Source organism: Amycolatopsis sp. CA-161197 (genome assembly GCF_050942255.1).
Lineage (GTDB): Bacteria > Actinomycetota > Actinomycetes > Mycobacteriales > Pseudonocardiaceae > Amycolatopsis.
On record NZ_CP192059.1, the window covers coordinates 10,408,267 to 10,430,456 of the forward strand.

The following is a 22,190-nucleotide window of genomic DNA, read 5'->3' on the forward strand; positions in this document are numbered from 1 at the left end:
TGACCTGGGGGCAGATAGCATCCGCGACGTGCCCGACCAAGCCACCGCCGAAGAGCCGGACGCGGCTCCCCGCACGCTGACGCCAGCGGAGCGGATCGTGCCGAGCTGGAACGACCCGCTCGTCGCCGCGTCGACCAGACCGATCGGCGGGCCGCTGGGCGAACACGCCGCCGTGGGCCGGCACTGGTTCTGGTCGCCGCAGCGCGTGGGGCTGGGGCTGGCGATCCTCGCGCTGGTGCTGTGCTGGTTCGGCAAGGCGTCCTGCATCCAGCAGTACCAGGACTCCACCGGCGCCAGCCAGCTCGACTGGCGCGCGGGCCGCCCGTTCGTCGCGATGTGCTACTCGGACATCGTGCCGCTCTACAGCTCCGAGCGGCTCAACGATCCGAAGACCTTCCCGTACGTCTCGTCCTGGCAGGAGGACACGCAAACGGCGGAGAACCAGACCCGCTACATGGAATACCCCGTGCTCACGGGCCTGTTCCAGTGGGTCAACGCGAAGCTCGCGGCGGGCTGGCTCTCGGTCGCGAACTCCGGCTGGCTGCCGAGCGCGCTGCCGGTGGCGATCTACTTCAACATCTCCGCGTTCTGGCTCTCCCTCGCGTGGCTGATCACGGTGTGGGCGACCGGGCGCACGATGAAACGCCGGCCGTGGGACGCGGTGCTGGTGGCGATCTCGCCGCTGGTGCTGGTGCAGGCGTTCACGAACTTCGACGCCATCGCCACGGCTTGCACGGCGGCAGGGATCCTCGCGTGGTCGCGAAAACGGCCGGAGATCGCCGGCGTGCTGCTGGGGCTCGGTGCCGCGGCGAAGCTGTACCCGTTGCTGTTGCTCGGGGTGCTGTTCGTGCTGTGCCTGCGCGCCGGGAAGCTGCGCGCTTGGGGCAGAACGGCGGGGGTCACCGTGCTGACCTGGCTGATCGTGAACGTGCCGTTCATCCTCGTGGCCACGCGCGGGTGGTGGGAGTTCTTCCGGCTCAACACGTTGCGCCCGATGGACCCGGACTCGCTCTACAACGTCATCTCGTACACCACGGGCTGGACCGGCTTCGACGGCGTGCTCCAAAAAGGACAGACGCCGGCGATCCTCAACACCGTGATCGCCGTGCTGTTCCTGCTCTGCTGCGCCGGCATCGCCTACGTCGCCCTCACCGCGCCGCGGCGGCCGCGCTTCGGGCAGCTCGCGTTCCTCGTGGTGGCGGCGTTCCTGCTGACCAACAAGGTGTGGAGCCCGCAGTACTCGCTGTGGCTCGTGCCCCTGGCGGTGCTCGCGATCCCGCGCTGGCGGCTGCTGCTGAGCTGGATGGTGATCGACGCGCTGGTGTGGGCACCGCGGATGTTCTACTACCTCGGCATCGACCACAAGGGACTGCCCGAGGGCTGGTTCCTCGGCACGGTCGTGGTGCGCGATCTCGCCGTGGTGGGCCTCTGCGTGCTGGTGATCCGCGAGATCTACCGGCCGCGCACGGACCTCATCCGGCTCGCCGGCGACGACGACCCGGCCGGCGGCGTGCTGGAACGGGCGCGTGACCGCGTGACGTTCCCCGGCTTCGGGAAGCATCGCCGGCCTGCGTCGACAGCGCCCCCCGTGCCTCCCGTTCCCCAGTCCTAGGTGCATTGACCACGGGTGTTGTCAACCGTGGGCGGTGGCGCCGTGGTCAAAGTCGGCGGCGCGTTGTGGACAGGGGGAATGCCGGCCGGAGCCGTGCGGCCGCCCTTGGTCCTTCTCGATGGACGCTGCTTCGTCGAACGATCTCTCCTCGGGAGGTCTGACCGACACGAGGGATCCTGACGCGCGATCAGGCGTGCGGAGCGCCACCGTCCGATGCCAGGCGGGTGAGCCACTCGCGCAGCAGGTGCTGCTCGGCGTCGCTCAAGACATCGGCGTCGTCGGGGAGAGCGGCGCGCAGCGCGCGGGCTGCCGCGGCGGGGCCGGTCTCCGCGGCGGGGACCGTCGGTTCGGCGCGGGTGATGGCGGCGATCATGGCCTCGCGGAGGATGGTCAGCAGCGCCGGATTGCGGCGTTCGGCCGGGGTGGAGTGCCAGGTGGTGACCGCGCCTCGGCCGGTGGCCTGGATGATCTGGGCGGCCAGCTCCTCGTCGACCCGCAGCCACCCGCCCGCCGCCAGGCGGCGCACCCGGCCGTGGAGGATTTCGAGGCCCGCGCGGTGTGCTATGTCCACCCCCCGGCCGGTGGCCCTGCTCATCACCGCGAACAGCTCGGGGCGGGAGATCCCGAACTCCACCACCAGGTCCCAGCCGCGGCGCAGGTCCTCCACCGCGTCCTGCGGGTCAGGGTCGAGCTGCGCACGCTTGCTCTCCAGGAACTGCGCGTAGCCGTGCTCGGCGACGGCCTCGAGGAGCCCCTCCTTGTCGCCGAAGAGGCGGTAGATCGCCGGCGGCTGCATCCCGGCCGCGGCGGCGACCGCGCGGGTGCTCACCGCGTCTGGACCGCCGCTCTCCAGGAGCTCGACGGTTGCCTCGACAATGCGGTGACGAGGGCCGGCGGTGGTTTCGCGCGTAGCCATGAACCGATGATATCGAAGATCTGGTTCCAGTGATATTCCAGTGTTACCATCAAAACGATTCCACTGGAAACAGCGTCGGGAGAACCTCATGATCATCGTGACCGGAGCCACGGGAAACCTCGGCCGCCGCGTCGTCGAACGCCTCCTGGAGCGCGTCCCCGCCGACCACGTCGGCGTCAGTGTGCGCGATCCCCGCAAGGCCCAAGGCCTCGCCGACCGCGGGGTTCGTGTCCGGCAGGGCAGCTTCGACGACCCCGACTCGCTCGCGTATGCCTTCGAGGGGGCTGAGCAGCTGCTCCTCGTCTCCCTCGACCGCACGGGCGAGGCGTGCGTCACCGGCCATCGCACCGCTGTCGACGCCGCCGTGAAGGCCGGCGTCGGCCGCATCCTCTACACCAGCCAGATGGGTGCCGCGCACGACTCCCGTTTCCAGGCATGCCGCGACCACGCCCAAACCGAGGACCTGTTGCGCGCCACGGGCCGGCCCTGGACGGCGCTGCGCAACGGCTTCTACGCGGCCAGCGCCTTGCAGTTCCTGGAGTCCGCCCGCCACACCGGCGACATCGCCCTGCCCGCCGACGGCCCCGTCGCCTGGACCGGCCACGACGACCTCGCCGAGGCCACCGCGGCGATCCTCACCGAGGAGGGCCGCTTCGAGGGGCCCACCCCACCACTGACCGGCTCGGCGGCGCTCGACTTCAGCACCATCGCCGAGATCGCGTCCCAGGCCGTCGGACGGCGCTTCACCCGTACCGTCGTCTTCGACGACGCGTTCCGGGAGCAGGCACTGGCGCACGGCGCCCCGGCACCGATCGCCGACCTGATGCTGAGCATCTTCGCGGCAGCGCGGAACGGCGAGTTCACCGCCGTCGACTCGACGCTGGCCAAGCTCATCGGGCGAGAGCCCGCCACCTTCGACACCCTGCTGGAGCGCGCCTGGGCCGAATAGACCCTGCGGGGCGCGCAGAAGGCGTGGGCCCGCAGGGACGCACCCGGCAACGCGCGGTGATCACCCTGCGGAACACGCGCCCCGCGGGTCACTACACCTAGGCGGTCTGCTTGCGCAGGTAAGCGATGTCGGCCGCCTGGCCCTCGCTCGGCGTCTCCACGACGACGGGGGCGCCGGCCTTGCGGACGACGTCGGCCAGCAGCTCGGGGTCGATCGTCCCGTCGCCGCCGACGACGTTGGCGTGGCGGTCGCGGTTGGAGCCGAACTCGTCGCGCGAGTTGTTGAGGTGCACCAGGTCGATGCGGCCGGTGATGGCCTTGACCTTCTCGACGGCGTCGGCCAGCTCCCAGCCCGCGGCGTAGGCGTGGCAGGTGTCGAGGCAGAACCCGGCGCCGAACTCGCCGACCTCGTCCCACAGGCGCGCGATCACGTCGAGCTCGCGGGTCATCGCGTTCTCACCGCCCGCGGTGTTCTCGATGAGGATCGGCACGGCGAAGCCGCCCTTTTCCGCTTCGCGCTCGAAGAGCTTGCGCCAGTTGGCCAGGCCCTCGGCCACGTCGTCGCCGGCGCCCACGTGGCCGCCGTGCACGATGAGTCCCTTCGCGCCGATCGCGGCGGCGCCGGTGGCGTGCTGCGCGACGTTCTTGCGCGAGGGGATGCGGATGCGGTTGTTCAGCGACGCGACGTTGATCAGGTACGGCGCGTGGATGAACACCTCGACCGGCGACTCCTTGATCGCGGCCCCGAACGGGTGCGGTTTCGGAGCCTTCCACCCCTGCGGGTCGGACAGGAAGAACTGGACGACGTCGGCTTCTCGCTCGGCGACGGCGGCCAGTGGATCGTCGTCGCGGACATGGGCGCCAATCTGCATGCAAGCACGCTACCCCCGGGTGAATCCGCACCTGACGCCCCAGTTGGTGACGCTCGTGGAGTACCGTGAGCGCGTTCCGTGATCCAGTTCGGGCCGACGGAGGGGTTTTGCATGGGGAAGCACGCCGCCCGGATCGCCACGTTGGGGGTCGCCGTCGCGCTGCCGGTGCTCTCGGCCGCGCTCGCGCTCCCCGCCACGGCTTCCGCGGACCCGAGCCCCACGCTCGACGGCGACTGCTCGGCCACGCTGCAGAACGGCAAGTCCGGCAACGGCCTGTCGCTCGACGCGGGCGCGCCGCTCAACGCCCCCAACCAGCTCACCGTCGGCCTCGATTCGAAGGCGAAGCAGTCGGACGGGAGCAACCCGCTCTTCACGCTCCCGGTGGGTGATGTCGTGCGCGGCCTCGGCGTCGGCGAGGTGCCGGTGGTCGGTGACGCCGCGACGAACGCCGTGTGCCCGCTCGCGCAGAACACGGCCAACGGCGTCGGCAACGCCACGCAGAGCCTGGTCGGTGGCGTGACCGCGCCGATCGTGCCGCCCACCGGCAACCCGCCGGGCGGCAACCCGCCCGGAACTCCTCCCGGCACCCCGCCCGGCGGGCCGGGTGGCCCCGGCGGACCTGGTGGACCCGGGCAGCCCGGCGCTCCCGGCAGCAGCCTCGACCCGGTGATCACCGGCTCGGGCGACCTGTCCGGACTCGACTCCATCGCGGGCATCTTCACCAACGCCGCCATGCTGCCGTCCGGGCTCGTGCAGGCGCCGCCGGTGATCACGCAGGTCATCCCAGGCCAGCTGCCCGCGGACCAGGTGCCGACCGTCGACGCGAAGAAGTCGGGCACCGCGCAGGCGCTGCCGGCCGTGACGCCGCCGGCGAAGCTGCCGATGCTCATCGCGGTGCTCGCGCTGGCCATCGTCGCGGCGGCGCTCGTGCGGGCGTGGCTGCGCCGCAAGACCGCCTGACCTCCTGCCTTCTGATCGACACGGGCCGTGACGCCCGCTTCCACCCGAATGCCTGACATCGGTGGCTGAGCGGGCGTCACCCGTTCCCGTTACCGTCGTTGTCCAGGGGAGACAGGTTCGGACCGGACGCGGCGGAGGGCTCGATGGCCAGGCAGCACCGCACACGCAGGGCCACCGCGGTGGGAGCCGCCGCCTTCGTGCTGGCCGGCTCGGCCGCGCTCGCGGCGCCGACGACGGCATCCGCCTCGGAGACGCTGACCACGCCGTGCGGCTCCACGATCACCGCGAAACCGGGTGACAAGGTCAAGGCGACCACGCCGTTGCTGGGGATCCCGCTCGACCTCGGGGTGGTCGGCCAGGTGTCCGGCGTGCTGACCGGGACCGTGAACGCGCTGCTCGGCACCGTCTGCAAGGTCACCGTGAACGTGGTCGACACCGTCGTCGCGCCGGTGCCCGTGGTCGGCGCACCGGCCGCGGGAGCCCTGAACAAGACCGTCTCGGGGACCACGAACACGCTGCAGCAGGGCGTCGACTCCACGCAGCGCGCGCTGACGGGCGGGGCGCCCGCGCAGCAGAACCCCGGCAGCCCGCAGCAGCCGCCGGCGACCGGTCCCGGCGCGCCGCAGGGCGGCACACCCGCCGGCCAGACGCCGATTCCGCCGCCGAACAGCCCGTTGCTGCCGCTCTCGGGCGGTGGCGGCGGTCTCGCGTCGCTGTTCCCGGGCTTCGCGAACTTCTCGAACCTGCCGTTCAGCGCCGGCTACGCGCCGATGCGCGACTACAGCGACATCCCGATGGCGATGGCCGGGCTGTTCTCGCCCTCGCCCGCGCTGCGCTACGGCAGCCAGATCCCGGGGTACGCGCCGCAGTACGGCCTCTCGAACCCGGGCCAGCCGTCGGCCGGCAACGCGAGCGTGCAGAACGCGGGCGAGGCGCAGGCGTTACCGCCCACCGGGGACAACCACACGAACGGGTTGGACTGGCCCTTACTGGTGGCAGTTCTTGCACTCTCCGGAGTCAGCGCGGGACTGGTTCGCACCTGGGTGCTCCGCCGAATGGCCGCTGCGAGTTAGGCCGACTCACCAGTATCTTTTCGGGGTCTCCTTCGTTTTATCTGTTGCGATGGTCGACGCCCATAGATCCTGGAGGACTGCGCTCGTGCCGAAGAACCCCACCTGGCTGAGAACCCGGCGTGCACTGAGCGTCACCGCGCTGGCCGCCCTGGTGACCGGCGGCGCGTTCCTCGGTTCGGGCACCGCTTCGGCGGCCACGACTCTGGCCAACCAGTGCACTGGCTCGGTCAGCGGCAGCATGGGCGACACGGTCGCGTTGCCGGGCTCCTCCGTCAGCGCGCTGGCGAAGCAGGCCGCGACGGCGAAGCAGCAGTCGCTGCTGTGGATCATCCCGCTCAACGGCGTGGACCCGAACGGGGTGGCCAACGCGCTGGCCGCGAAGACGCTCACGGTCGGCACTGTGCCCAGCTCCTCGGGCGGCACCATCGACGGGAAGGCCATCGGCAGCGCCGTCAACGAGGCACTGCAGGGCAACGCCGCGCTCGGCTGGAGCGCCGACACGAAGAAGCAGGTCCTCGACGCGATCACCACCGCCGTCTCGTCGAACTGCGGCCTGACCACGCTGGCCACGAACTACACGCCGCCGACCTCTTCGTTCACGCCGCCGAGCAGCGGCTCGCCGTCGACCTCGCCCTCGACCTCGCCGGGCTCGGACGGCGGCCCGCTCGCGAACCTGATCCCCGGGTCCACGGGCACCGCCCCGCAGCGCGACTACAACGGCATCCCGACCGCGACGCCCGGCACCGCCATCGCCCCCGGCATCCGCTACCCGGCCAACGGCACGCTGCCCGGCTCGGCCGCGCCCGTGACCGGCGGCCAGGACACGCAGAGCCAGGGCCCGGACGTGCGCAACGCCGGCAACGCCGAAGCTCTGGCGACGTCCGGCGGCGCGTCCGACATCCAGCTGCCGATGCTGCTCGCGGTGATCGTGCTGGCGGGCGTGACGGCCGGGCTGGTGCGCACCTGGGCGCTGCGCCGGGCCTCCTGACGGGACTGTCGGTACCCCCAGGTACTCTTACCTGGACAAACCCTCCTGCCACGGACAGTCCGTGGCCGCGAGCCCATAGGAGGTGAGTGGTTGTGTCACGCCATTACGAGGTAATGGTCATCCTGGACCCCACGCTCGACGAGCGCACGGTCGCCCCCACGCTGGACAACTTCCTCAACGTGATCCGCACTTCGGGCGGAAGCGTCGAGAAGGTCGACGTCTGGGGCCGCCGTCGCCTGGCGTACGAGATCAAGAAGCACGCCGAGGGCATCTACGCGCTGCTCGACCTGAACTCCGACTCCGACGCGGTCAAGGAACTCGACCGTCAGCTGTCGCTGCAGGAGACCGTGCTGCGCACCAAGGTCATGCGCCGCGAGGTCAAGCGCGCCGCGGCCAAGCCCGTCGCCGCCAAGGCCTGAGCCGAAGGGACGTCCCCGTGGCTGGAGACACCGTCATCACGGTGGTCGGAAACCTGACCTCCGACCCGGAACTGCGTTTCACCCCGTCCGGCGCGGCGGTCGCGAACTTCACGGTCGCGTCCACCCCGCGCACCCTCGACCGCCAGTCGGGCGAGTGGAAGGACGGCGAGGCGCTGTTCCTGCGCTGCAACATCTGGCGCCAGGCGGCGGAGAACGTCGCCGAGTCGCTCACCCGCGGCGCCCGTGTGGTCGTGCAGGGCCGGCTCAAGCAGCGGTCCTTCGAGACCAAGGAAGGCGAGAAGCGCACCGTCGTCGAGCTCGAGGTCGACGAGATCGGGCCCTCGCTGCGGTACGCCACGGCGAAGGTCAACAAGGTCAGCCGCGGTGGCGGCGGCGGTGACTTCGGCGGCGGCGGTGGCGGTGGCAACCGCGGAGGCGGCGGTGGCGGCGGCATGCCGGCCGACGACCCGTGGGGCTCCGCTCCGCCCGCGGGCGGTGGCGGCGGCGGTTTCGCCGACGAACCCCCGTTCTGATCTCGCACTTTTACACCTCAAGATTTGAATCCAGGAGAACACAGTGGCCAAGCCACCCATCCGTAAGCCCAAGAAGAAGGTCTGCGTTTTCTGCAAGGCCGAGAAGAAGGGCCGCCCGGAACTGATCGACTACAAGGACACCAACCTGCTGCGGAAGTACATCTCCGACCGCGGCAAGATCCGTGCCCGTCGCGTCACCGGCAACTGCAGCCAGCACCAGCGTGACATCGCCATCGCGGTGAAGAACTCGCGCGAGATGGCGCTGCTGCCCTACACCTCGACCGCTCGCTGAGGAGGCTCGTCATGGCGAAGATCATTCTCACCACCGACGTGGCGAACCTCGGTGGCCCCGGCGACATCGTCGAGGTCAAGGACGGTTACGCCCGCAACTACCTGCTGCCCCGCGGCTACGCCATCGTGGCCAGCAAGGGCGCCGAGAAGAACGTGCGCACCATCCAGCGCGCGCAGGAGTCCCGGCGCATCCGCGACCTCGACCACGCCAAGGAAATCAAGGCGACCCTCGAGGGCCTCGGCGCCATCCAGCTGACGGGCAAGGCGGCGGAGGGCTCGAAGAAGCTCTTCGGCTCCATCACCGCCGGCGAGATCGTCGACGCGATCAAGGCCCAGGGCGGCCCGCTCCTCGACAAGCGCGTCCTGGACCTCCGCGACCACATCAAGACGGTCGGCAAGCACTCCGTCAACGCCCGCCTCCACCCCGACGTGAAGGTCGACGTCCGCCTCGAAGTCAAGGCGACTTCGGTCTGACGGCTTTGCTCTGACGAAGCGCCCCTCGGATCCCAACCCGAGGGGCGCTTCTCTTTGCGCCAGCGTGGGCACGCCGGGGAACCGATCGACGACTTTCCGTTATCGTCACGGCTGATCTTCGCCTCGTGGACAAGAACTGGAGTCCGAGCACCACCATGCTGCCTCGCCCCGTCCGCTACGTCGCCGCACTCGTCGCGGCCTGCCTGCTCACCGCGTGCAGCGGTGGCGACAACGGCGGCTCGCCCGCTCCGTCCCCCTCGGCAAGCTCCGCAGCCGGCGGCAACGTCGACCCGGCGCTCAAGGTCTCGACCCCGCTCCCCACCGACGCGGTCCTCGACGATCCGTGCTCGGTGCTGAGCCCGAGCCAGGCCGCACAGATCGGCTTGAATCCCACCGGCAAGCTCGATGATCGGTCACCCAAGGCGTGCACCTGGGAATCCTCGGGGAACGCCGAGAACTCAGTCGGAATCGGCGCACTGCCGCAGAACAAGAACGGGCTTTCCGACATCTACGCAGGCAGGTCCTCTGCCGCCTACTTCACCCCGGTCACGATCGAGGGCTACCCGGCAGTCTTCACCGACAAGACCGACGACCGCTCAACCGGCTCGTGCCAGCTGTGGATCGGCATCACCGACCAGCTCGCCGTCTCGGTGGGCACGGTCATCAACGTCGGCGCGAACAAGTCCGACCCCTGCCCGATCGCCCAGAAGGCCGGCCAGGCGATGATCGACCACCTCAAAGGCGCGGCGTGACCGTCGACCCGAAGCCCTTCCGAGTGACCGCTACCGCGGAACGCAATCGAGTGAATTCGGTGCGTTATCCTCGCCGCTGATCTTGCTGAGTTGCGCAAACCGGGGGTTCCGCAATGGCACGCCGCTCTGTCCCGCCGATCGCTGCGGTTGCCATGGCCATTCTGCTGACCTCGTGCAGCGGAGGCACGGAACCCGCCACTCCGACAACCTCGGCCGCCGCCTCTGGTCCCCGCGTCCCCAGTCCTCTCCCCACAGACGGTCTACTCAACGATCCGTGCAAGGTCCTCACCGCCGCCGAAGCGGCCCAAGTCGGCCTCGCTTACCCCGGCAGGCCGATCAACGAGACTTCCCCCAGTTGCTCGTTCAGGTCTTCAGGCAATCCGCTGAACTCCATCAGCATCGGTGCCGTTCCACAGAACCCGCACGGAATCAGCGACATCTATGACCAGGAGGCCCAATCGGCCTATTTCGAGCCCGTCTCGATCAGCGGGTACCCAGGCGCACTCGCCGACACCCACGACGGCAGACCTTCCGGTAACTGCCAGCTCTGGGTCGGCGTCACCGACGAGCTCGCCGTCTCGATCATTCCACAGATCTCGGCGGGTCCGAACAAGACCGACCCGTGCGGACTGGCGCAGAAGTTCGCGGCCGCGATGATCGGACACCTGAAAGCCCCATCCTGACCGTCTGGAACCGCTGGTCCAGCCCACCTCAAGATCGATTTCGACCTCCTCCCGAACTCGCCTGAACCCGAGCGGGAACCAACGGCCGTGCGTTACCATCCAACCTGCTGATCTCGCCGTTTGGGGAGCGAGAGGTAGCCCAAGGGGGTAACGCCGATGTCCGATGTTCCACCACCTGCGCCGATCAAGGTTGGCAACTACGGGGCGGCCGGCGGGTACCAGTTCGATGAGGACGAGGTCGACTCGGTCATCAAGCAGTGGAATGACCTTCTGACCAACGTCGACGAAGACCTTCGCCACGCGCAGGCCATCGCGGACGTCACGCGTCCAGCAGATGAGTTCGCGAGCAACGACTTCGTCGACAAGGGTGCGAACCCGTCCGGCCAGACGTTGGTCACGCAGCACCAGCGGATGCACGACTACGTGGTCAACTTCATCACGGCGTTGAACGCGGCGAAAAACAAGATCACGTTCCACGAGCAGCAGCAGCGCGACGCCCTCAAAAAGACTGGAGCCTGAGTACCACATGCCGTCTCGTATCGTTCGCATCGCCGCCACTACTGTCGCTGGTCTGGCGTTGCTCACGGCTTGCAGTAGTGGCGGAGGAGCCGCACAGCCCTCGACTCCTGAAAGTCCGAGTAGCGCGCCGAGCAATGCGAGTGGCCCGAAGGTGCCGGCTCCACTGCCCACTGATGCGCTGATGAACGATCCGTGCAGTGTGCTCACCGCCGACGGCGCGACGCAGGTCGGGCTGGCGCTCCCCGGCACGAAGGACACGAACGACCTGGCCGGATGCAGCTGGAGGTCGTCCGGCAACTCGGTCAACTCCGTAGGCATAACAGTCGTGCCGCAGAACACCAGTGGCATCAGCGACATCTATGCGCAGAAGGACGCGCAGGCGTATTTCACCCCTGTGAGCATCGACGGCTACCCCGGTGTCTTCTCCGCGAAAACCGACCTGCGCCCCAGCGGAAACTGCCAGTTGTGGGTCGGTGTCACCGACCAGCTCGCCGTCGCAGCGACGGCATTGATCAGCGTCGGCCCGAACAAGAACGATCCGTGTTCAATCGCGCAGAAATTCGCCAACGCGATGATCACACAGCTCAAGGCTCAGGCGTGACTGTCACGCAGCCGATGTACGGCTCGGAAGGAGTGGCTCATCATGGGGAATGATGCCAACACCGCAGGCAAAGCACTGAAGTATGGAGCGACTGGTGCGCTGGCCGGTGCCGCGGTTGCCGGTCCAGTCGGTGCCGTCGTCGGAGGTGCTGTCGGCGGTCTGGTCGGGATCTTCAGTGGCGGCCCGGAGGCTCAGCAGCAGTCCGCCGACCTGGGTGGTCGGACGATCGACGCGCGGACCATCTGGGACAAGATCCACGTAGGCGACACAAAGTCGCTGCAGGGCGGTGTCAGCGCTGCTCAGAGCCTCAAGGACATCCACAACAACCGAATCACCGAGATCGACAACCTGAATTCGAAGATGGATGCCGCGTGGCAGGGCGGTGGCGCGACAGCCGCCCAAGCCGGCGCGCATCCGCTCGGCGTCTGGTTGCAGGACTCAGTGAACAACCTGGGCAAAAGCCACACATACCTGAACACCCAGATCGAGTGTTTCGACACCGTCAAGGGCAAGGTTCAAGAAATCCCCAAAGACCCGCCCTCTGCGGGGTTCTTGGACGGCTTGAACCCCTTGAGCGACAAAGATGACGAGATCAACAAGTACAACGACAACGCCAAGGCGAACGTCGACGCTTACACCAAGTACTACGCCGCGTCGGGCACGAATGCGCAGGGCTTGCCGCAGTACAGCGCGTGGCAGGGCAACAACCTGTCTGACCCCACCGGTGGCGGAAAGCTCCCGGGCACCGGGGGTGGTGGCGGCAAGATCCCCAGCATGAGCGGTGGCCCCGGCGGTGGCTCCAGCAGTTTCAAGCCGGGCGACATGCCCAAGTTCGACGCCAAACCACCGTCGACCGACCTGACGGGCAATCACACCGGCCTCAACGACCCCAATGGCACCGGAATCCCGACCGGTACGTACAACCCGACCGGCTCCGACTCCACCACGGCACAGGGATTTACTCCGTCGTCGTTTGATTCGAGCGGCTTCGGTCCCGGTGGCGGCGCCGGGTTCGGACCAGGTGGTAGCAGTGGTTTCGGGCCCGGTGGCGGCGCCGGTGGTGCCGCCGGTTCGGGTAGCGCGTTTGGCGCAGGGGCCGGTTTCGGGCCTGGCGCGTTTGGTTCCGGCGCAGGCTTCGGGCCCGGTGGCGCGGCTTCGGGGGCAGCGGAAGGGCTTGGCGGAGCCGCCGGCGCGCGCGGCAATGCGATGGGTGGTGCCATGAGCGGCGCGGCCGGGAAGGCAGGCGCGTCCGGGATGGGCGGCATGGGTGCCGGCGGCGCCAAGGGCGGCAAGGGCACCGAGGACGAGGAACACCAGACCAAGTACCTCGTCGAAGAAGATGCCAACGAGCTTTTCGGCACCGACGAGCTGACCGCGCCACCTGTGATCGGTGAATGAGGCCCAACGACGTGATCACCCTCGACCAACCGACGACGTTTACCACGTTCACGCTGTGCAACTTGATCCAACGGCGTGGTGGGGAACCACACCAGACGATCTCCGACTCGGCGGTGTTCTACGAGCCCTCGGCCGAACGTCAGCTCGACCAGCAAGTCAACGCCGGGCTGACGCAGGCCGGCCTGATGGGGCCGCGCGGAATGGACCGTGACCTGCTAGCGCTCGTCGAGTCGATTTCACAACCACACCTCGAGTACTACGGGTGGTTCGACGGTCAGTTCGAGGACGGCAGTCCGTCGAACTACGCGGTGCTGGTCGGAAGTGGCAACGGCGGCGGCTTTGGTCTGATCCGGATCATCGGCGAGCAAACGGTCACCGTCTCTCGCCAACGCCCGGAGTTTCTCATGCAGACATTCCTCGACCTGCTCCCCGGCGGCCAGGGCGCGCAGGGGCAGCCGTTGGTGACCAGTAAGTCCGAGTTCGAGAGTGGTCACGCGGCGGGGTCTGAGGACGTGTCGCAGCGTTCGATCATGCAGACGGGGCCCGGGCGGAACGAGGCGCTCGCGCCGCTGAAGGAGATTCAGCGGATTCTCAAGGCGCCGCGGACCGGGGCGGGGTCGTTGTACGTCGCGGCGCGGTCGAATGGGGGGCGGCGCCGGCGGATTCCGAAGCCGATCAACTTCGTGGACACCGCCGAGGGGCGGTGGCTGATGGAGGAGCGGCCGGGGCGGGACGACTCGCTGGTCGTGTTCACGCCGGGGACGCCGAAGGCGATCGGGGATCGGTTGCGGACCGCACAGAGCGCGTTGGGCTGACCCGTTAGAGCGCTACTCCGGGTGGGGTTTCGAGCGCGGCACGTTCAGGTTGCCGCCAGGTGAACCCCACCCGGTTTTTGTATTGCGGGCGGCCTACCAGCGCGTTCTCACTCAGCGGTTACTCAGAGCACCGAAACCCCGGTGCGCGACCGGTGTGGCCACTCGTTCAGCCCACCGGGTCACGCCTCTACGCTCCGTAGCATTCATCCACAGGCAGGTGTGCATGCGCCCGGACGACACGCCGAACGACGCGCCGCGCGCGACACGCCGGACGAGTTTCGACAAAGTTCTCCACAGTCTCTACACAGACCTTGACCTGGGGATTTCGTGAAGGTGATCAGGACTGTCCCCAACTTGTCCACAGCGCGGCGGCTACCTGTGACTGGTTACCTCCAGTCGTCCACAAGTTATCCACAGGACGGTCAACACCCGGAATTGCGCTCGTCCGTCCGGGGGATCTAGCGTCCCCTCTCGGCCAGCACTCACGGTGGCGCCCGGCGTGGCAGATCATCGGTGAGGGGGACGCCGGTCCATCATCAAGGAGGGCCCGGCGGTTGGGCTGGGAAAGTCGGAGAGGATCCGGCATAATCGAACAGGTGTTCGCACGAGGAGGGCTCGCGCGGCGCCGTTCGACACAAGACGTGACGAGTGTCAGGGGATGACCGCGGCTTTGCCCGCCGGTCGAGGAGGTGTCCGGGGCGGTGGCGCTCACCGACGACCGCGGTCCGATGTACGACTCGGACTCCGATCCGGGCCCGAGTGACCCGGGGCCCGGGTTCGACCGGCAGCCGCCGCAGGACATGGCGGCGGAGCAGTCGGTGCTGGGCGGCATGCTGCTGTCGAAGGACGCGATCGCCGACGTGATCGAGGCGCTCGGACCCGGCGACTTCTACCGGCCCGCGCACCAGGCCGTGTACGACTGCATCCTCGATCTCTACGGCCGCGGCGAACCCGCAGACCCGATCACGGTGTCGGCGGAGCTGGAGCGCCGCGGCGAGCTCGGCCGCGTCGGCGGAGCGCCGTACCTGCACACGCTCATCGCGACCGTCCCCACCGCGGCCAACGCCGGCTACTACGCCGAGATCGTCGCCGAGAAGGCGGTGCTGCGCCGGCTCGTGGAGGCGGGCACGCGCATCGTGCAGTACGGCTACGGCGCGGCGGCCGCCGACGGCGCCAACATCGACGAGGTCGTCGACCGCGCGCAGGCCGCGATCTACGACGTCACCGAGCGCCGTACCAGCGAGGACTACGTCGCGCTCGAAGACCTCCTGCAGCCGACCATGGACGAGATCGACGCCATCGCGTCGCGCGGCGGCCAGTCGCAGGGCATCCCGACCGGGTTCGCCGACTTCGACGAGCTCACCAACGGCCTGCACCCCGGCCAGATGATCATCGTCGCCGCCCGCCCCGGTGTCGGTAAGTCGACACTGGGCCTGGACTTCGTGCGGTCGGCGTCGATCCGCCACGGCTTGACCAGCGTCATCTTCTCGCTGGAAATGAGCCGCACCGAGATCGTGATGCGCATGCTCTCGGCCGAGGCCAAGATCCGCCTCGCCGACATGCGTGGTGGCAAGATGTCCGACGACGACTGGACCCGCCTGGCCCGCCGCATGAGCGAGGTCTCCGAGGCGCCGCTGTTCGTCGACGACTCGCCGAACATGACGATGATGGAGATCCGCGCGAAGGCCCGCCGGCTCAAGCAGCGCCACGACCTCAAGCTCGTGGTCGTCGACTACCTCCAGCTGATGACCTCGGGCAAGCGCGTCGAGTCGCGGCAGCAGGAAGTCTCGGAGTTCTCGCGGCAGCTCAAGCTGCTCGCGAAGGAGATCGAAGTGCCGGTCATCGCGATCTCGCAGCTCAACCGTGGTCCGGAACAGCGCACCGACAAGAAGCCGATGCTGTCCGACCTTCGTGAGTCGGGCTCCCTGGAGCAGGACGCCGACATCGTCATCCTCATCAACCGCCCCGATGCCTGGGAACGCGACGACCCCCGCGCCGGCGAAGCCGACCTGATCCTGGCGAAGCACCGCGCCGGCCCGACGAGCACGATCGTCGTCGCGCACCAGCTGCACTACAGCCGCTTCGCCGACCTCGCCCACGACTAGCCGGGGCGCCAGGCGGCCATCGCGGCGTACTCAGCCCGCAGCACCGGCGGCAGAGTCGCCGCGGCGGCTTGTTCGGACGCGGGCAGGTAGGTGAACATCTCCACGAAGCCGACCGCGATGGCGTTCTCGACCTGGGGATCGGCCTTGAACTCGGCGTCCAGGACGGCCGCGACTGCGCCGGCCTGCGCGAACTGCTCGCGGTCGACGTCGCGACGGCGCCAGGCGGCGAGGTACCAGACGCCGAGAGCGTCGAAGTACATGGTCGGCAGCAGTTCGTCGTGGTCGCCGAGGTGCTGGTCCATCAGGGCCGCCGCGTGCGGTGCCGCAGCGGCCGCGGCGCGGGCGACGCGGATCTGCTCGGCGGACCCGAAGGCGCCCGCGCGACCGGAGTCGTCCATGTCGATCACCTTGCCACTTGTGGTCAGTGACCGATGGCGTCTTGCCGCGCCAGCAGGAAGGTTCCCGCAACACACGCCGCTAACCAAACGCCCGCCGCGTCGCAGGGTGGGGAGGGTGCGGGACCGATGAAAACCCCACGCAACCGGAAATATCGCCGACCCCCACAGCGTCGAGTACTCTAGTAGTTGAAGTTTCAAACACTTGGAGGCACGCATGTCCCGCACCCCGGTTCTCTACCTCAGCCACGGTGCGCCGCCGCTGGCGGATGACGCGCGGTGGACGCGGCAGCTCGCCGGCTGGTCCGCGGATCTGCCGAAGCCCCAGGCGATCCTGGTCGTCTCGGCGCATTGGGAGGAGGCGCCGCTGACGCTCGGAGCGACCGAGACCGTGCCCCTCGTGTACGACTTCTGGGGGTTCCCCGACCGCTTCTACCAGGTGAAATACGCCGCACCCGGCGCGCCGGAGCTGGCGGCGAAGGTGCGGAAGCTGCTGAAGTCCACCACCCCCGTGCACGACGCGCCGGACCGCGGACTCGACCACGGCGCGTACGTGCCGCTCGTCGAGATGTACCCCGACGCCGACATCCCCGTGCTGCAGGTCTCCATGCCGTCGCTCGACCCGCAGGAGCTGTTCGACCTGGGCCGCAAGCTCGCGCCGCTGCGGGACGAAGGCGTGCTGATCATCGGCAGCGGCTTCTTCACCCACAACCTCAGCGCCATGCGCGAGACCGACGGCACCGACGGCACGCCGCCGCGGTGGTCCACCGAGTTCGACCGCTGGGGCGACGAGGTCATCAACCAGGGCGACGTCGACGCGCTGCTCGACTTCCAGCACAAAGCCCCGGCCGCCGCCGTCGCGCACCCGCGTATCGAGCACTTCGCACCGCTGTTCGTCACGCTCGGCGCGAGCGAGACGACCGGCCGCACCGTGATCGACGGGTTCTGGCACGGCCTCGCGAAGCGTTCGCTCGAATTTTCCTGACGCACCAACAAAACGGGCCCGGAAGCTGGCTGCTTCCGGGCCCGTTTCGGGTTCAGCTACATGCTCACTTCTTGAAGAAGCCGGTCACCTTCGCGGCCAGCTGCTGGATCATCGCCAGGGGCGAGGAGTCCATGCCCGACAGCGCCGGGACCTGAGCCACGGGCAGCGCCGGGACGGCGGGCAGCGCGGGCAGAGCCGGCAGACCCGCGGTCGGCAGCGCCGGGACACCCGACGTCGGCTGCGTGGCGGGCACGCCCGGCAGAGCCGGCAGCGCCGTCACGGCGGGGAGCTGCTGCAGCGTCGGCAGGTTCGCCTTCACCGGGAGCTGGGCGGGCAGGGCCGGCAGAGCCGGAGCGTCCGCGCGCTCGCCACCGAAGGGCAGACCCGGCAGGTGCACACCGTTGCCCAGGCCCGACACGGTCGGCAGGGAGGTGGCGCCCTTGAGCTGGCCCAGCTCGTTCAGGGCCGAGAGCCCGCTGACCGGCAGGTCGGCGCGCTCGGCACCCGGCAGCATCGCCATGGCGGGCAGACCCGGGAGAGCACCGGCGTCCGGCAGGGCCGGCAGCGCGCCGGCGTCCGGCAGGGCGGGCAGACCCGGCAGCGCGGGCAGGCCCGGCGTGGCGCCGGAGGTCGGGAGCGACGCCAGAGCCGGCAGCGCCGGTAGCTGAGCGGCACCGAGCTCGTTGCCGAGCGGGGTGTCGATCGACGGCTCGGACACGACGGTGTTGTCGGTGCCCTCCGCGGTCGCGGTGCCCAGCAGCTCCAGCGGGACGCCGAAGACCGGGACGTTGACCGGCAGGTGGTGGTAGAAGTTGTAGCCCGAGAGCGCACTTCCGTCACCGTCGGTGGTGGGGTTGCCGCCGTTGGTCGCGGTGATGTTGTTGTCACCGGTCGCGTGGGCGACACCGGCCGCGGAAACGGCGTTGGTCACCACGTGCGGGACCGCGCTGACGGGGATGTCGAGGATGTTGCCCGAAACCGAGCCCTCGAGACCCGACGTGGTGTCGTCACCGGCAGCGGTCACGTCCTGCGTGTTCATGCTGTCGGCCGAGGACACGCCCGCCGCGGACACCGAGTCCGCCACGACCGGGACGGCCGCCAGCGGGTCGGCACCGATGACGTTGCCCGCCACCGCGCCCGCGTTGCCGTTGGTCAGCGAGGAGCCGCCCGCGGTCGACGCGACGTCGTTCGAACCGGCCGCGTGGCCCAGCGCCGCACCCGCGACACCGGTGCCCGACGGGTTCACCGCACCGGCGATCGGCGCCTTGATGATGTTGCCGGCGATGCCGCCGCCCTTGCCGTCGGTGAGCGCGTTGCCACCGGCGGTCGAGTCCGTCAGGTTGTCGGCCTGCGCGGTGCCGATGCCGGCCACCGCACCGCCGATCCCGTGGCCCTGGACGGGCAGCGAGACCGGGGCTTCGATGATGTTGCCCGCGCCAGCACCGCCGGTGCCCTTCGCGTGCGTGTCCCAGCCGGCACCCGAGGTGGTGTCGCCGGTCGCGTTGCCGTGGCCCTGGCCCACGAACGCGGCGCCGATGCCGAAGACCTGCACCGGGGCCGACACCGGGGCGGTGCCGAGGTTCGAGCTCAGGAAGCCGTTGTCGTCGTCGGTGTTGCCACCGCCGCCGCCCTGGACGACCTTGGTCTCGTGCGCGTCGGCCGAGCCCTGGCCGATGAACGAGCCGCCCACGCCGAAGACCTCGGCGGGCACGCCCACCGGGACCTGGACGACGTTGCCCGAGCCCGAGGAGTCGTTGCCCTGGCTGCCGTCGTAGCCACCGGCCGTGACGGTCTTGGTCTCGTTCGACGTGCCGGAGGCGTTGCCGATGTGGCTGCCGCCGATGCCGTGCACCTCGGGAGCGCCCGCCACCTGGCTGTTGACGACGTTGCCGCCCAGCACGGTGTCGTTGCCGCGGGTGTAGCTGCCGTTGCCGGCGTTGGCGTCGGTGGTGTTGTCGCACGCGGCGTGCGCGTTGCCGATGTAGGTGCCGCCGACACCGCACACCTCGACGGGGAGGGCCACGGCCGGGTCGACCACGTTGCCCGCGCCCGCGGCCTGCTGGCCCGAGGTCTTGACGAAGCCGCCGGAGTCGACGGTGCTCGAGTGCGAGCTGCCGACCGAACGCTCGGGCGACATGCCCGTGGTCGCGTTGCCGATCCACGAACCCGCCACGCTCGCGACGTTCGCGATCGGGCTGAGCTGCGCCGCCACGGCGTTGCCGCCGAGGAACGACTTGTCACCGTCGGTCTCGAGGTAGGTCGGCGTGCCGGCCAGGCTGCCCGGCCGCTTGTCGCCCGCCTTCGCGTCGGCCGAGGAGGAGGACGACGCGTCGGCGTCCGAGCCCCACACGCCACCGGCGTTGCCGTTGAACTTCACCGGCAGGGCGATGGGCGCGCCCACCACGTTGCCGGTGCCCGCGCCGCCCTTGCCGTCGGTCAGCGCGGAGCCGCCCGAGGTGGCCGTGGTGTCGGCGGTGTACTGGCTGTAGCCGTTGCCCAGGATCCAGGAGGCGGCGTTGCCGGTCACCTGCACCGGGGTGGCGAACTGGCCGGCGACGACGTTGCCGGACAGGCCGGAGCCCTTGCCGGTGGTGTCGATGTTGCCGGTCTCGGTGGTGCTCTGGCTGGCCGAGCCGCCGTGCACCGCGCCGGAGCCGCCCGCGAGGCCGACGCCGTTGCCGGCCAGCTGCACGGGGAGCGCCCAGTCGAGGGCGACGACGTTGCCCGCGAGCCCGGAGTTCTTGCCGGAGGTCGCGATGTCCTGGTTGTGCGAGTAGGTCTGCTCGTGCGACTTGCCGTCGACGTTCGCGTCACCCAGCACACCGACGGCGTTGTCGACGATCTGGATCGGCACGACGAGGTCGCCGGAGACCTTGTTGCCCTTGAGGGCGTCGTGGGTCGGCGTCAGCTGCCGCGGCGCGTCGGCCTTCGGCAGGCTGTCCGTCAGGTTGCTCGCCGCACCGCCGGGGCTCTTCGCCGAAGCGAGAGCGTCCTTCACGGCGGAGGTGACGGGCTTGGTGCTGACCTCACCCTGGTAACCAGGAACGTCCACCTGACCCAGCGGGGTGCCGATGGCGTTGTTGTCGACGTCGACCGGAACGGTGACGTTGAGGTCGAGCGGGGAGGCCGGGGTGTCAGGGTTGACGTTTTCGTCGGCCGAGGCGATGCCGGTGCCCAGCATCAACAACCCACCCGTGACCAACGCGGTCTGGAGTCCGCGCTTTGCCCAGGTCTGCATGGGGTTTTTCTCCTTCATTTCGGGTTCCCTTGCGGGCTTGTGGAGGTGCGCTTTTCGCCGTGATCAATTGAGGGAAAGCGCACCAGAGGGGTGGTGCGGTGCGAGCGCGGAAAAGGGGCGCATCGCGAGAAAACCCGCGGGGTTCAGTCGGTGACGCGAAGCCGGCACGACGAAGGTGCCCGAGCTTCAGGACGCGTCAGCGACCCCGCGGGTGAGGTGAATCAGTCAGGAGTGACGCCGGGCTGCTCGCCCGGGCTGAGCGGCGTGTGCCGCACACCGGCGCGGGTCGAACCCGCCACGGCGTTGTCGACGGCAGCGGTGACCCAGGAGGGGACGCCGAAGTTGAGGCCGTCGAGGTGACCACCGGGGGCGGTGTTGTTGCCGCCGCCGGGGACAGTCGGGATGGAGGGAGGCGCCATCGGGAGCTGCGCCGGGGAGAACGGGTCGGGCAGGTTGCGGTGGTCGCCACGCGAAGGCGTGTCGACGCTGTCGCCTGCTGCCGCGAGGTCCTCGTGCGCGGAGCGGGAGAAGATCGCCCGCAGCGCGTCGGAGGTGGAAACCGCTGCGGCGCCGAGGTTCTGCGCCGTGTCACCGGTGGTGCCGGTGGTGCCGGTGGCGGCCGAGACGGGAGCCGCCGGCTCGACGGGCGAACCCGGGAGCTCGGGGAGGTCGACCAGCGACCCGGTGTGGCTCGGGTCGAGCAGGTCCCACACCTTGCGGCCGAAGTCCTGCGCCTCGGGCGACGGAGCCGTGGCCTCGTCGATCACGCGGCGGGTGTCCTCGGGCTTGCGGGCGATGTGCTCGATCGCGCCGAGCGTGCGCGCCGCGGGGTGCAGCACGGCGTCTTCACCGAGGTCGGTCACGGCGTCGCTGACGCGCCCGGACACCTCGTGGTCGGCCGTGGGGCGCACCTGGTCGCGGTGCGGGCCACCGATGTGGTCGCGCGGGTCGAGCGAGCAGATCGGCCGGTCGTGGCCCGGCTCGGACCACGTGGTGGCGTCCTGCTCGCACGCGGAGACGTTCTGCACGGCGCCCGCGGCGCTACCGGCGACGTTGCCGGCGAACTGCGAGACGCCGCGCGTGACGTCGCCGAGATTGGCGACGGTCGCGTCGGTCACCGGCGTGACGCTGGCGCCGACCTCACCGGCCTGGATGGTGTCGGCCGAGGCAGCGGAGGAGGAGACGGCCCACGCGGCGGCGGTCGCGGCGACCGCGCCACCGAGGACGAACAGCGCACGCGACGCGAGACGGCCGACGCGCTTCGCGTCCCGCCCCTCGTTCGCCGCGTTCGTCACTCGTGCTTCTCCTCAACTCGAAACGTCTGGCTCGGGAAAAACTTTCGGGCTTTTGAGGTTCCCGCCGGCTTTCTCGGAATCGCGGAAATTGCGTTCCTCATCGCCGGGTGTGCGACCGAGAAAACCAGGAGTCACACCCGTCACGCATCCTTGACACGACTTGATGCCACCATCGTGTGAACAACACAGAGTGTGGTCCGATCTCACGTTCGGTGATCACCACTGGCGGAGCGCGGTTACTCCACAGTCGGCTGTCAAGCGCCACTTCGGGCGAACCGACGGACGCCCCGCCGCGATTGCGCCCGGAAATGACGGGGT

22 protein-coding genes are annotated in these 22,190 nt (G+C 69.5%); 17 read left to right on the top strand and 5 right to left on the bottom strand.

The features are described from left to right. The first annotated feature begins 28 nt into the window (after positions 1-28). Positions 29-1,612 (top strand): glycosyltransferase family 87 protein, encoded by a 1,584-nt coding sequence (locus ACQPXB_RS49325; protein ID WP_386943994.1) that lies wholly within the window; start codon positions 29-31, stop codon positions 1,610-1,612. Positions 1,613-1,799: 187 nt separating this feature from the next. Here the strand turns inward: ACQPXB_RS49325 and ACQPXB_RS49330 are convergent, their stop codons facing one another. Then, positions 1,800-2,528 (bottom strand): TetR/AcrR family transcriptional regulator, encoded by a 729-nt coding sequence (locus ACQPXB_RS49330; protein WP_432848992.1) that lies wholly within the window; start codon positions 2,526-2,528, stop codon positions 1,800-1,802. Positions 2,529-2,616: 88 nt separating this feature from the next. Here ACQPXB_RS49330 and ACQPXB_RS49335 point away from each other — a divergent pair, with 88 nt between their 5' ends. Next, positions 2,617-3,477 carry an SDR family oxidoreductase gene (locus ACQPXB_RS49335; protein ID WP_432848993.1) on the top strand — a complete coding sequence of 287 codons (861 nt, stop codon included), beginning with the start codon at positions 2,617-2,619 and terminating at the stop codon, positions 3,475-3,477. A 97-nt stretch (positions 3,478-3,574) separates the two neighbouring features. Here the strand turns inward: ACQPXB_RS49335 and ACQPXB_RS49340 are convergent, their stop codons facing one another. Beyond that, complete coding sequence (locus ACQPXB_RS49340; RefSeq protein WP_432848994.1) at positions 3,575-4,348, bottom strand: deoxyribonuclease IV; 774 nt, start codon at positions 4,346-4,348, stop codon at positions 3,575-3,577. A 111-nt stretch (positions 4,349-4,459) separates the two neighbouring features. Here ACQPXB_RS49340 and ACQPXB_RS49345 point away from each other — a divergent pair, with 111 nt between their 5' ends. From ACQPXB_RS49345 to dnaB, 14 genes are all read left to right on the top strand, one after another. Then, entirely contained in the window at positions 4,460-5,308 is an 849-nt protein-coding gene (locus ACQPXB_RS49345) for a hypothetical protein (protein WP_432848995.1), read from the top strand. Between the two features lie 143 nt (positions 5,309-5,451). Next, on the top strand, positions 5,452-6,381 hold the full coding sequence (locus tag ACQPXB_RS49350; protein ID WP_432848996.1) for a hypothetical protein: 930 nt from the start codon (positions 5,452-5,454) through the stop codon (positions 6,379-6,381). Positions 6,382-6,466: 85 nt separating this feature from the next. Beyond that, entirely contained in the window at positions 6,467-7,369 is a 903-nt protein-coding gene (locus ACQPXB_RS49355) for a hypothetical protein (RefSeq protein ID WP_432848997.1), read from the top strand. A 92-nt stretch (positions 7,370-7,461) separates the two neighbouring features. Next, positions 7,462-7,788, top strand: a complete 327-nt coding sequence (rpsF, locus tag ACQPXB_RS49360; protein WP_220245346.1) for a 30S ribosomal protein S6 — start codon at positions 7,462-7,464, stop codon at positions 7,786-7,788. A 17-nt stretch (positions 7,789-7,805) separates the two neighbouring features. Then, positions 7,806-8,321 carry a single-stranded DNA-binding protein gene (locus ACQPXB_RS49365; RefSeq protein ID WP_386943983.1) on the top strand — a complete coding sequence of 172 codons (516 nt, stop codon included), beginning with the start codon at positions 7,806-7,808 and terminating at the stop codon, positions 8,319-8,321. A 43-nt stretch (positions 8,322-8,364) separates the two neighbouring features. Beyond that, positions 8,365-8,613, top strand: coding sequence for a 30S ribosomal protein S18 (rpsR, locus tag ACQPXB_RS49370; protein ID WP_003098744.1), 249 nt, complete (start codon positions 8,365-8,367; stop codon positions 8,611-8,613). 11 nt (positions 8,614-8,624) lie between these two features. After that, positions 8,625-9,086 (top strand): 50S ribosomal protein L9, encoded by a 462-nt coding sequence (gene rplI / locus ACQPXB_RS49375; protein WP_220245348.1) that lies wholly within the window; start codon positions 8,625-8,627, stop codon positions 9,084-9,086. A 125-nt stretch (positions 9,087-9,211) separates the two neighbouring features. Continuing rightward, positions 9,212-9,838 carry a DUF3558 domain-containing protein gene (locus ACQPXB_RS49380; RefSeq protein ID WP_432848998.1) on the top strand — a complete coding sequence of 209 codons (627 nt, stop codon included), beginning with the start codon at positions 9,212-9,214 and terminating at the stop codon, positions 9,836-9,838. 152 nt (positions 9,839-9,990) lie between these two features. Continuing rightward, positions 9,991-10,521: a DUF3558 domain-containing protein gene (locus tag ACQPXB_RS49385; RefSeq protein WP_432848999.1), complete on the top strand. Its 531-nt coding sequence runs from the start codon at positions 9,991-9,993 to the stop codon at positions 10,519-10,521. Between the two features lie 156 nt (positions 10,522-10,677). Continuing rightward, complete coding sequence (locus tag ACQPXB_RS49390; protein WP_432849000.1) at positions 10,678-11,040, top strand: hypothetical protein; 363 nt, start codon at positions 10,678-10,680, stop codon at positions 11,038-11,040. Between the two features lie 7 nt (positions 11,041-11,047). Next, positions 11,048-11,641, top strand: a complete 594-nt coding sequence (locus ACQPXB_RS49395) for a DUF3558 domain-containing protein (protein WP_432849001.1) — start codon at positions 11,048-11,050, stop codon at positions 11,639-11,641. Positions 11,642-11,683: 42 nt separating this feature from the next. After that, the gene (locus ACQPXB_RS49400) at positions 11,684-13,039 is read left to right on the top strand and encodes a hypothetical protein (RefSeq protein ID WP_432849002.1); all 1,356 of its coding nucleotides are present in this window, start codon (positions 11,684-11,686) and stop codon (positions 13,037-13,039) included. Between the two features lie 11 nt (positions 13,040-13,050). After that, positions 13,051-13,854 carry an ESX secretion-associated protein EspG gene (locus tag ACQPXB_RS49405; protein WP_432849003.1) on the top strand — a complete coding sequence of 268 codons (804 nt, stop codon included), beginning with the start codon at positions 13,051-13,053 and terminating at the stop codon, positions 13,852-13,854. 701 nt (positions 13,855-14,555) lie between these two features. Further along, complete coding sequence (dnaB, locus tag ACQPXB_RS49410) at positions 14,556-15,959, top strand: replicative DNA helicase (protein WP_366587732.1); 1,404 nt, start codon at positions 14,556-14,558, stop codon at positions 15,957-15,959. Here the strand turns inward: dnaB and ACQPXB_RS49415 are convergent. Beyond that, complete coding sequence (locus ACQPXB_RS49415) at positions 15,956-16,357, bottom strand: hypothetical protein (RefSeq protein WP_432849004.1); 402 nt, start codon at positions 16,355-16,357, stop codon at positions 15,956-15,958. The two genes, dnaB and ACQPXB_RS49415, sit on opposite strands and share 4 nt — an antisense overlap. Positions 16,358-16,571: 214 nt before the next feature. Here ACQPXB_RS49415 and ACQPXB_RS49420 point away from each other — a divergent pair, with 214 nt between their 5' ends. Then, the gene (locus tag ACQPXB_RS49420; RefSeq protein WP_432849005.1) at positions 16,572-17,339 is read left to right on the top strand and encodes a dioxygenase family protein; all 768 of its coding nucleotides are present in this window, start codon (positions 16,572-16,574) and stop codon (positions 17,337-17,339) included. Positions 17,340-17,403: 64 nt separating this feature from the next. Here ACQPXB_RS49420 and ACQPXB_RS49425 read toward each other — a convergent pair whose 3' ends face one another. Both ACQPXB_RS49425 and ACQPXB_RS49430 read right to left on the bottom strand, forming a co-directional pair. Next, positions 17,404-20,577, bottom strand: coding sequence for a PE-PGRS family protein (locus ACQPXB_RS49425; RefSeq protein ID WP_432849006.1), 3,174 nt, complete (start codon positions 20,575-20,577; stop codon positions 17,404-17,406). Between the two features lie 221 nt (positions 20,578-20,798). Further along, on the bottom strand, positions 20,799-21,872 hold the full coding sequence (locus tag ACQPXB_RS49430) for a hypothetical protein (RefSeq protein ID WP_432849007.1): 1,074 nt from the start codon (positions 21,870-21,872) through the stop codon (positions 20,799-20,801). Positions 21,873-22,190 lie beyond the last annotated feature (318 nt).

Bases quoted from the DNA above. Each gene is read 5' to 3' on its own strand.
- ACQPXB_RS49330 (WP_432848992.1), bottom strand. From the start codon at position 2,528: ATGGCTACGCGCGAAACCACCGCCGGCCCTCGTCACCGCATTGTCGAG.
- ACQPXB_RS49335 (WP_432848993.1), top strand. From the start codon at position 2,617: ATGATCATCGTGACCGGAGCCACGGGAAACCTCGGCCGCCGCGTCGTC.
- ACQPXB_RS49340 (WP_432848994.1), bottom strand. From the start codon at position 4,348: ATGCAGATTGGCGCCCATGTCCGCGACGACGATCCACTGGCCGCCGTC.
- ACQPXB_RS49345 (WP_432848995.1), top strand. From the start codon at position 4,460: ATGGGGAAGCACGCCGCCCGGATCGCCACGTTGGGGGTCGCCGTCGCG.
- ACQPXB_RS49350 (WP_432848996.1), top strand. From the start codon at position 5,452: ATGGCCAGGCAGCACCGCACACGCAGGGCCACCGCGGTGGGAGCCGCC.
- rplI (WP_220245348.1), top strand. From the start codon at position 8,625: ATGGCGAAGATCATTCTCACCACCGACGTGGCGAACCTCGGTGGCCCC.
- ACQPXB_RS49385 (WP_432848999.1), top strand. From the start codon at position 9,991: ATGGCCATTCTGCTGACCTCGTGCAGCGGAGGCACGGAACCCGCCACT.
- ACQPXB_RS49390 (WP_432849000.1), top strand. From the start codon at position 10,678: ATGTCCGATGTTCCACCACCTGCGCCGATCAAGGTTGGCAACTACGGG.
- ACQPXB_RS49395 (WP_432849001.1), top strand. From the start codon at position 11,048: ATGCCGTCTCGTATCGTTCGCATCGCCGCCACTACTGTCGCTGGTCTG.
- ACQPXB_RS49400 (WP_432849002.1), top strand. From the start codon at position 11,684: ATGGGGAATGATGCCAACACCGCAGGCAAAGCACTGAAGTATGGAGCG.
- ACQPXB_RS49415 (WP_432849004.1), bottom strand. From the start codon at position 16,357: ATGGACGACTCCGGTCGCGCGGGCGCCTTCGGGTCCGCCGAGCAGATC.
- ACQPXB_RS49420 (WP_432849005.1), top strand. From the start codon at position 16,572: ATGTCCCGCACCCCGGTTCTCTACCTCAGCCACGGTGCGCCGCCGCTG.
- ACQPXB_RS49425 (WP_432849006.1), bottom strand. From the start codon at position 20,577: ATGCAGACCTGGGCAAAGCGCGGACTCCAGACCGCGTTGGTCACGGGT.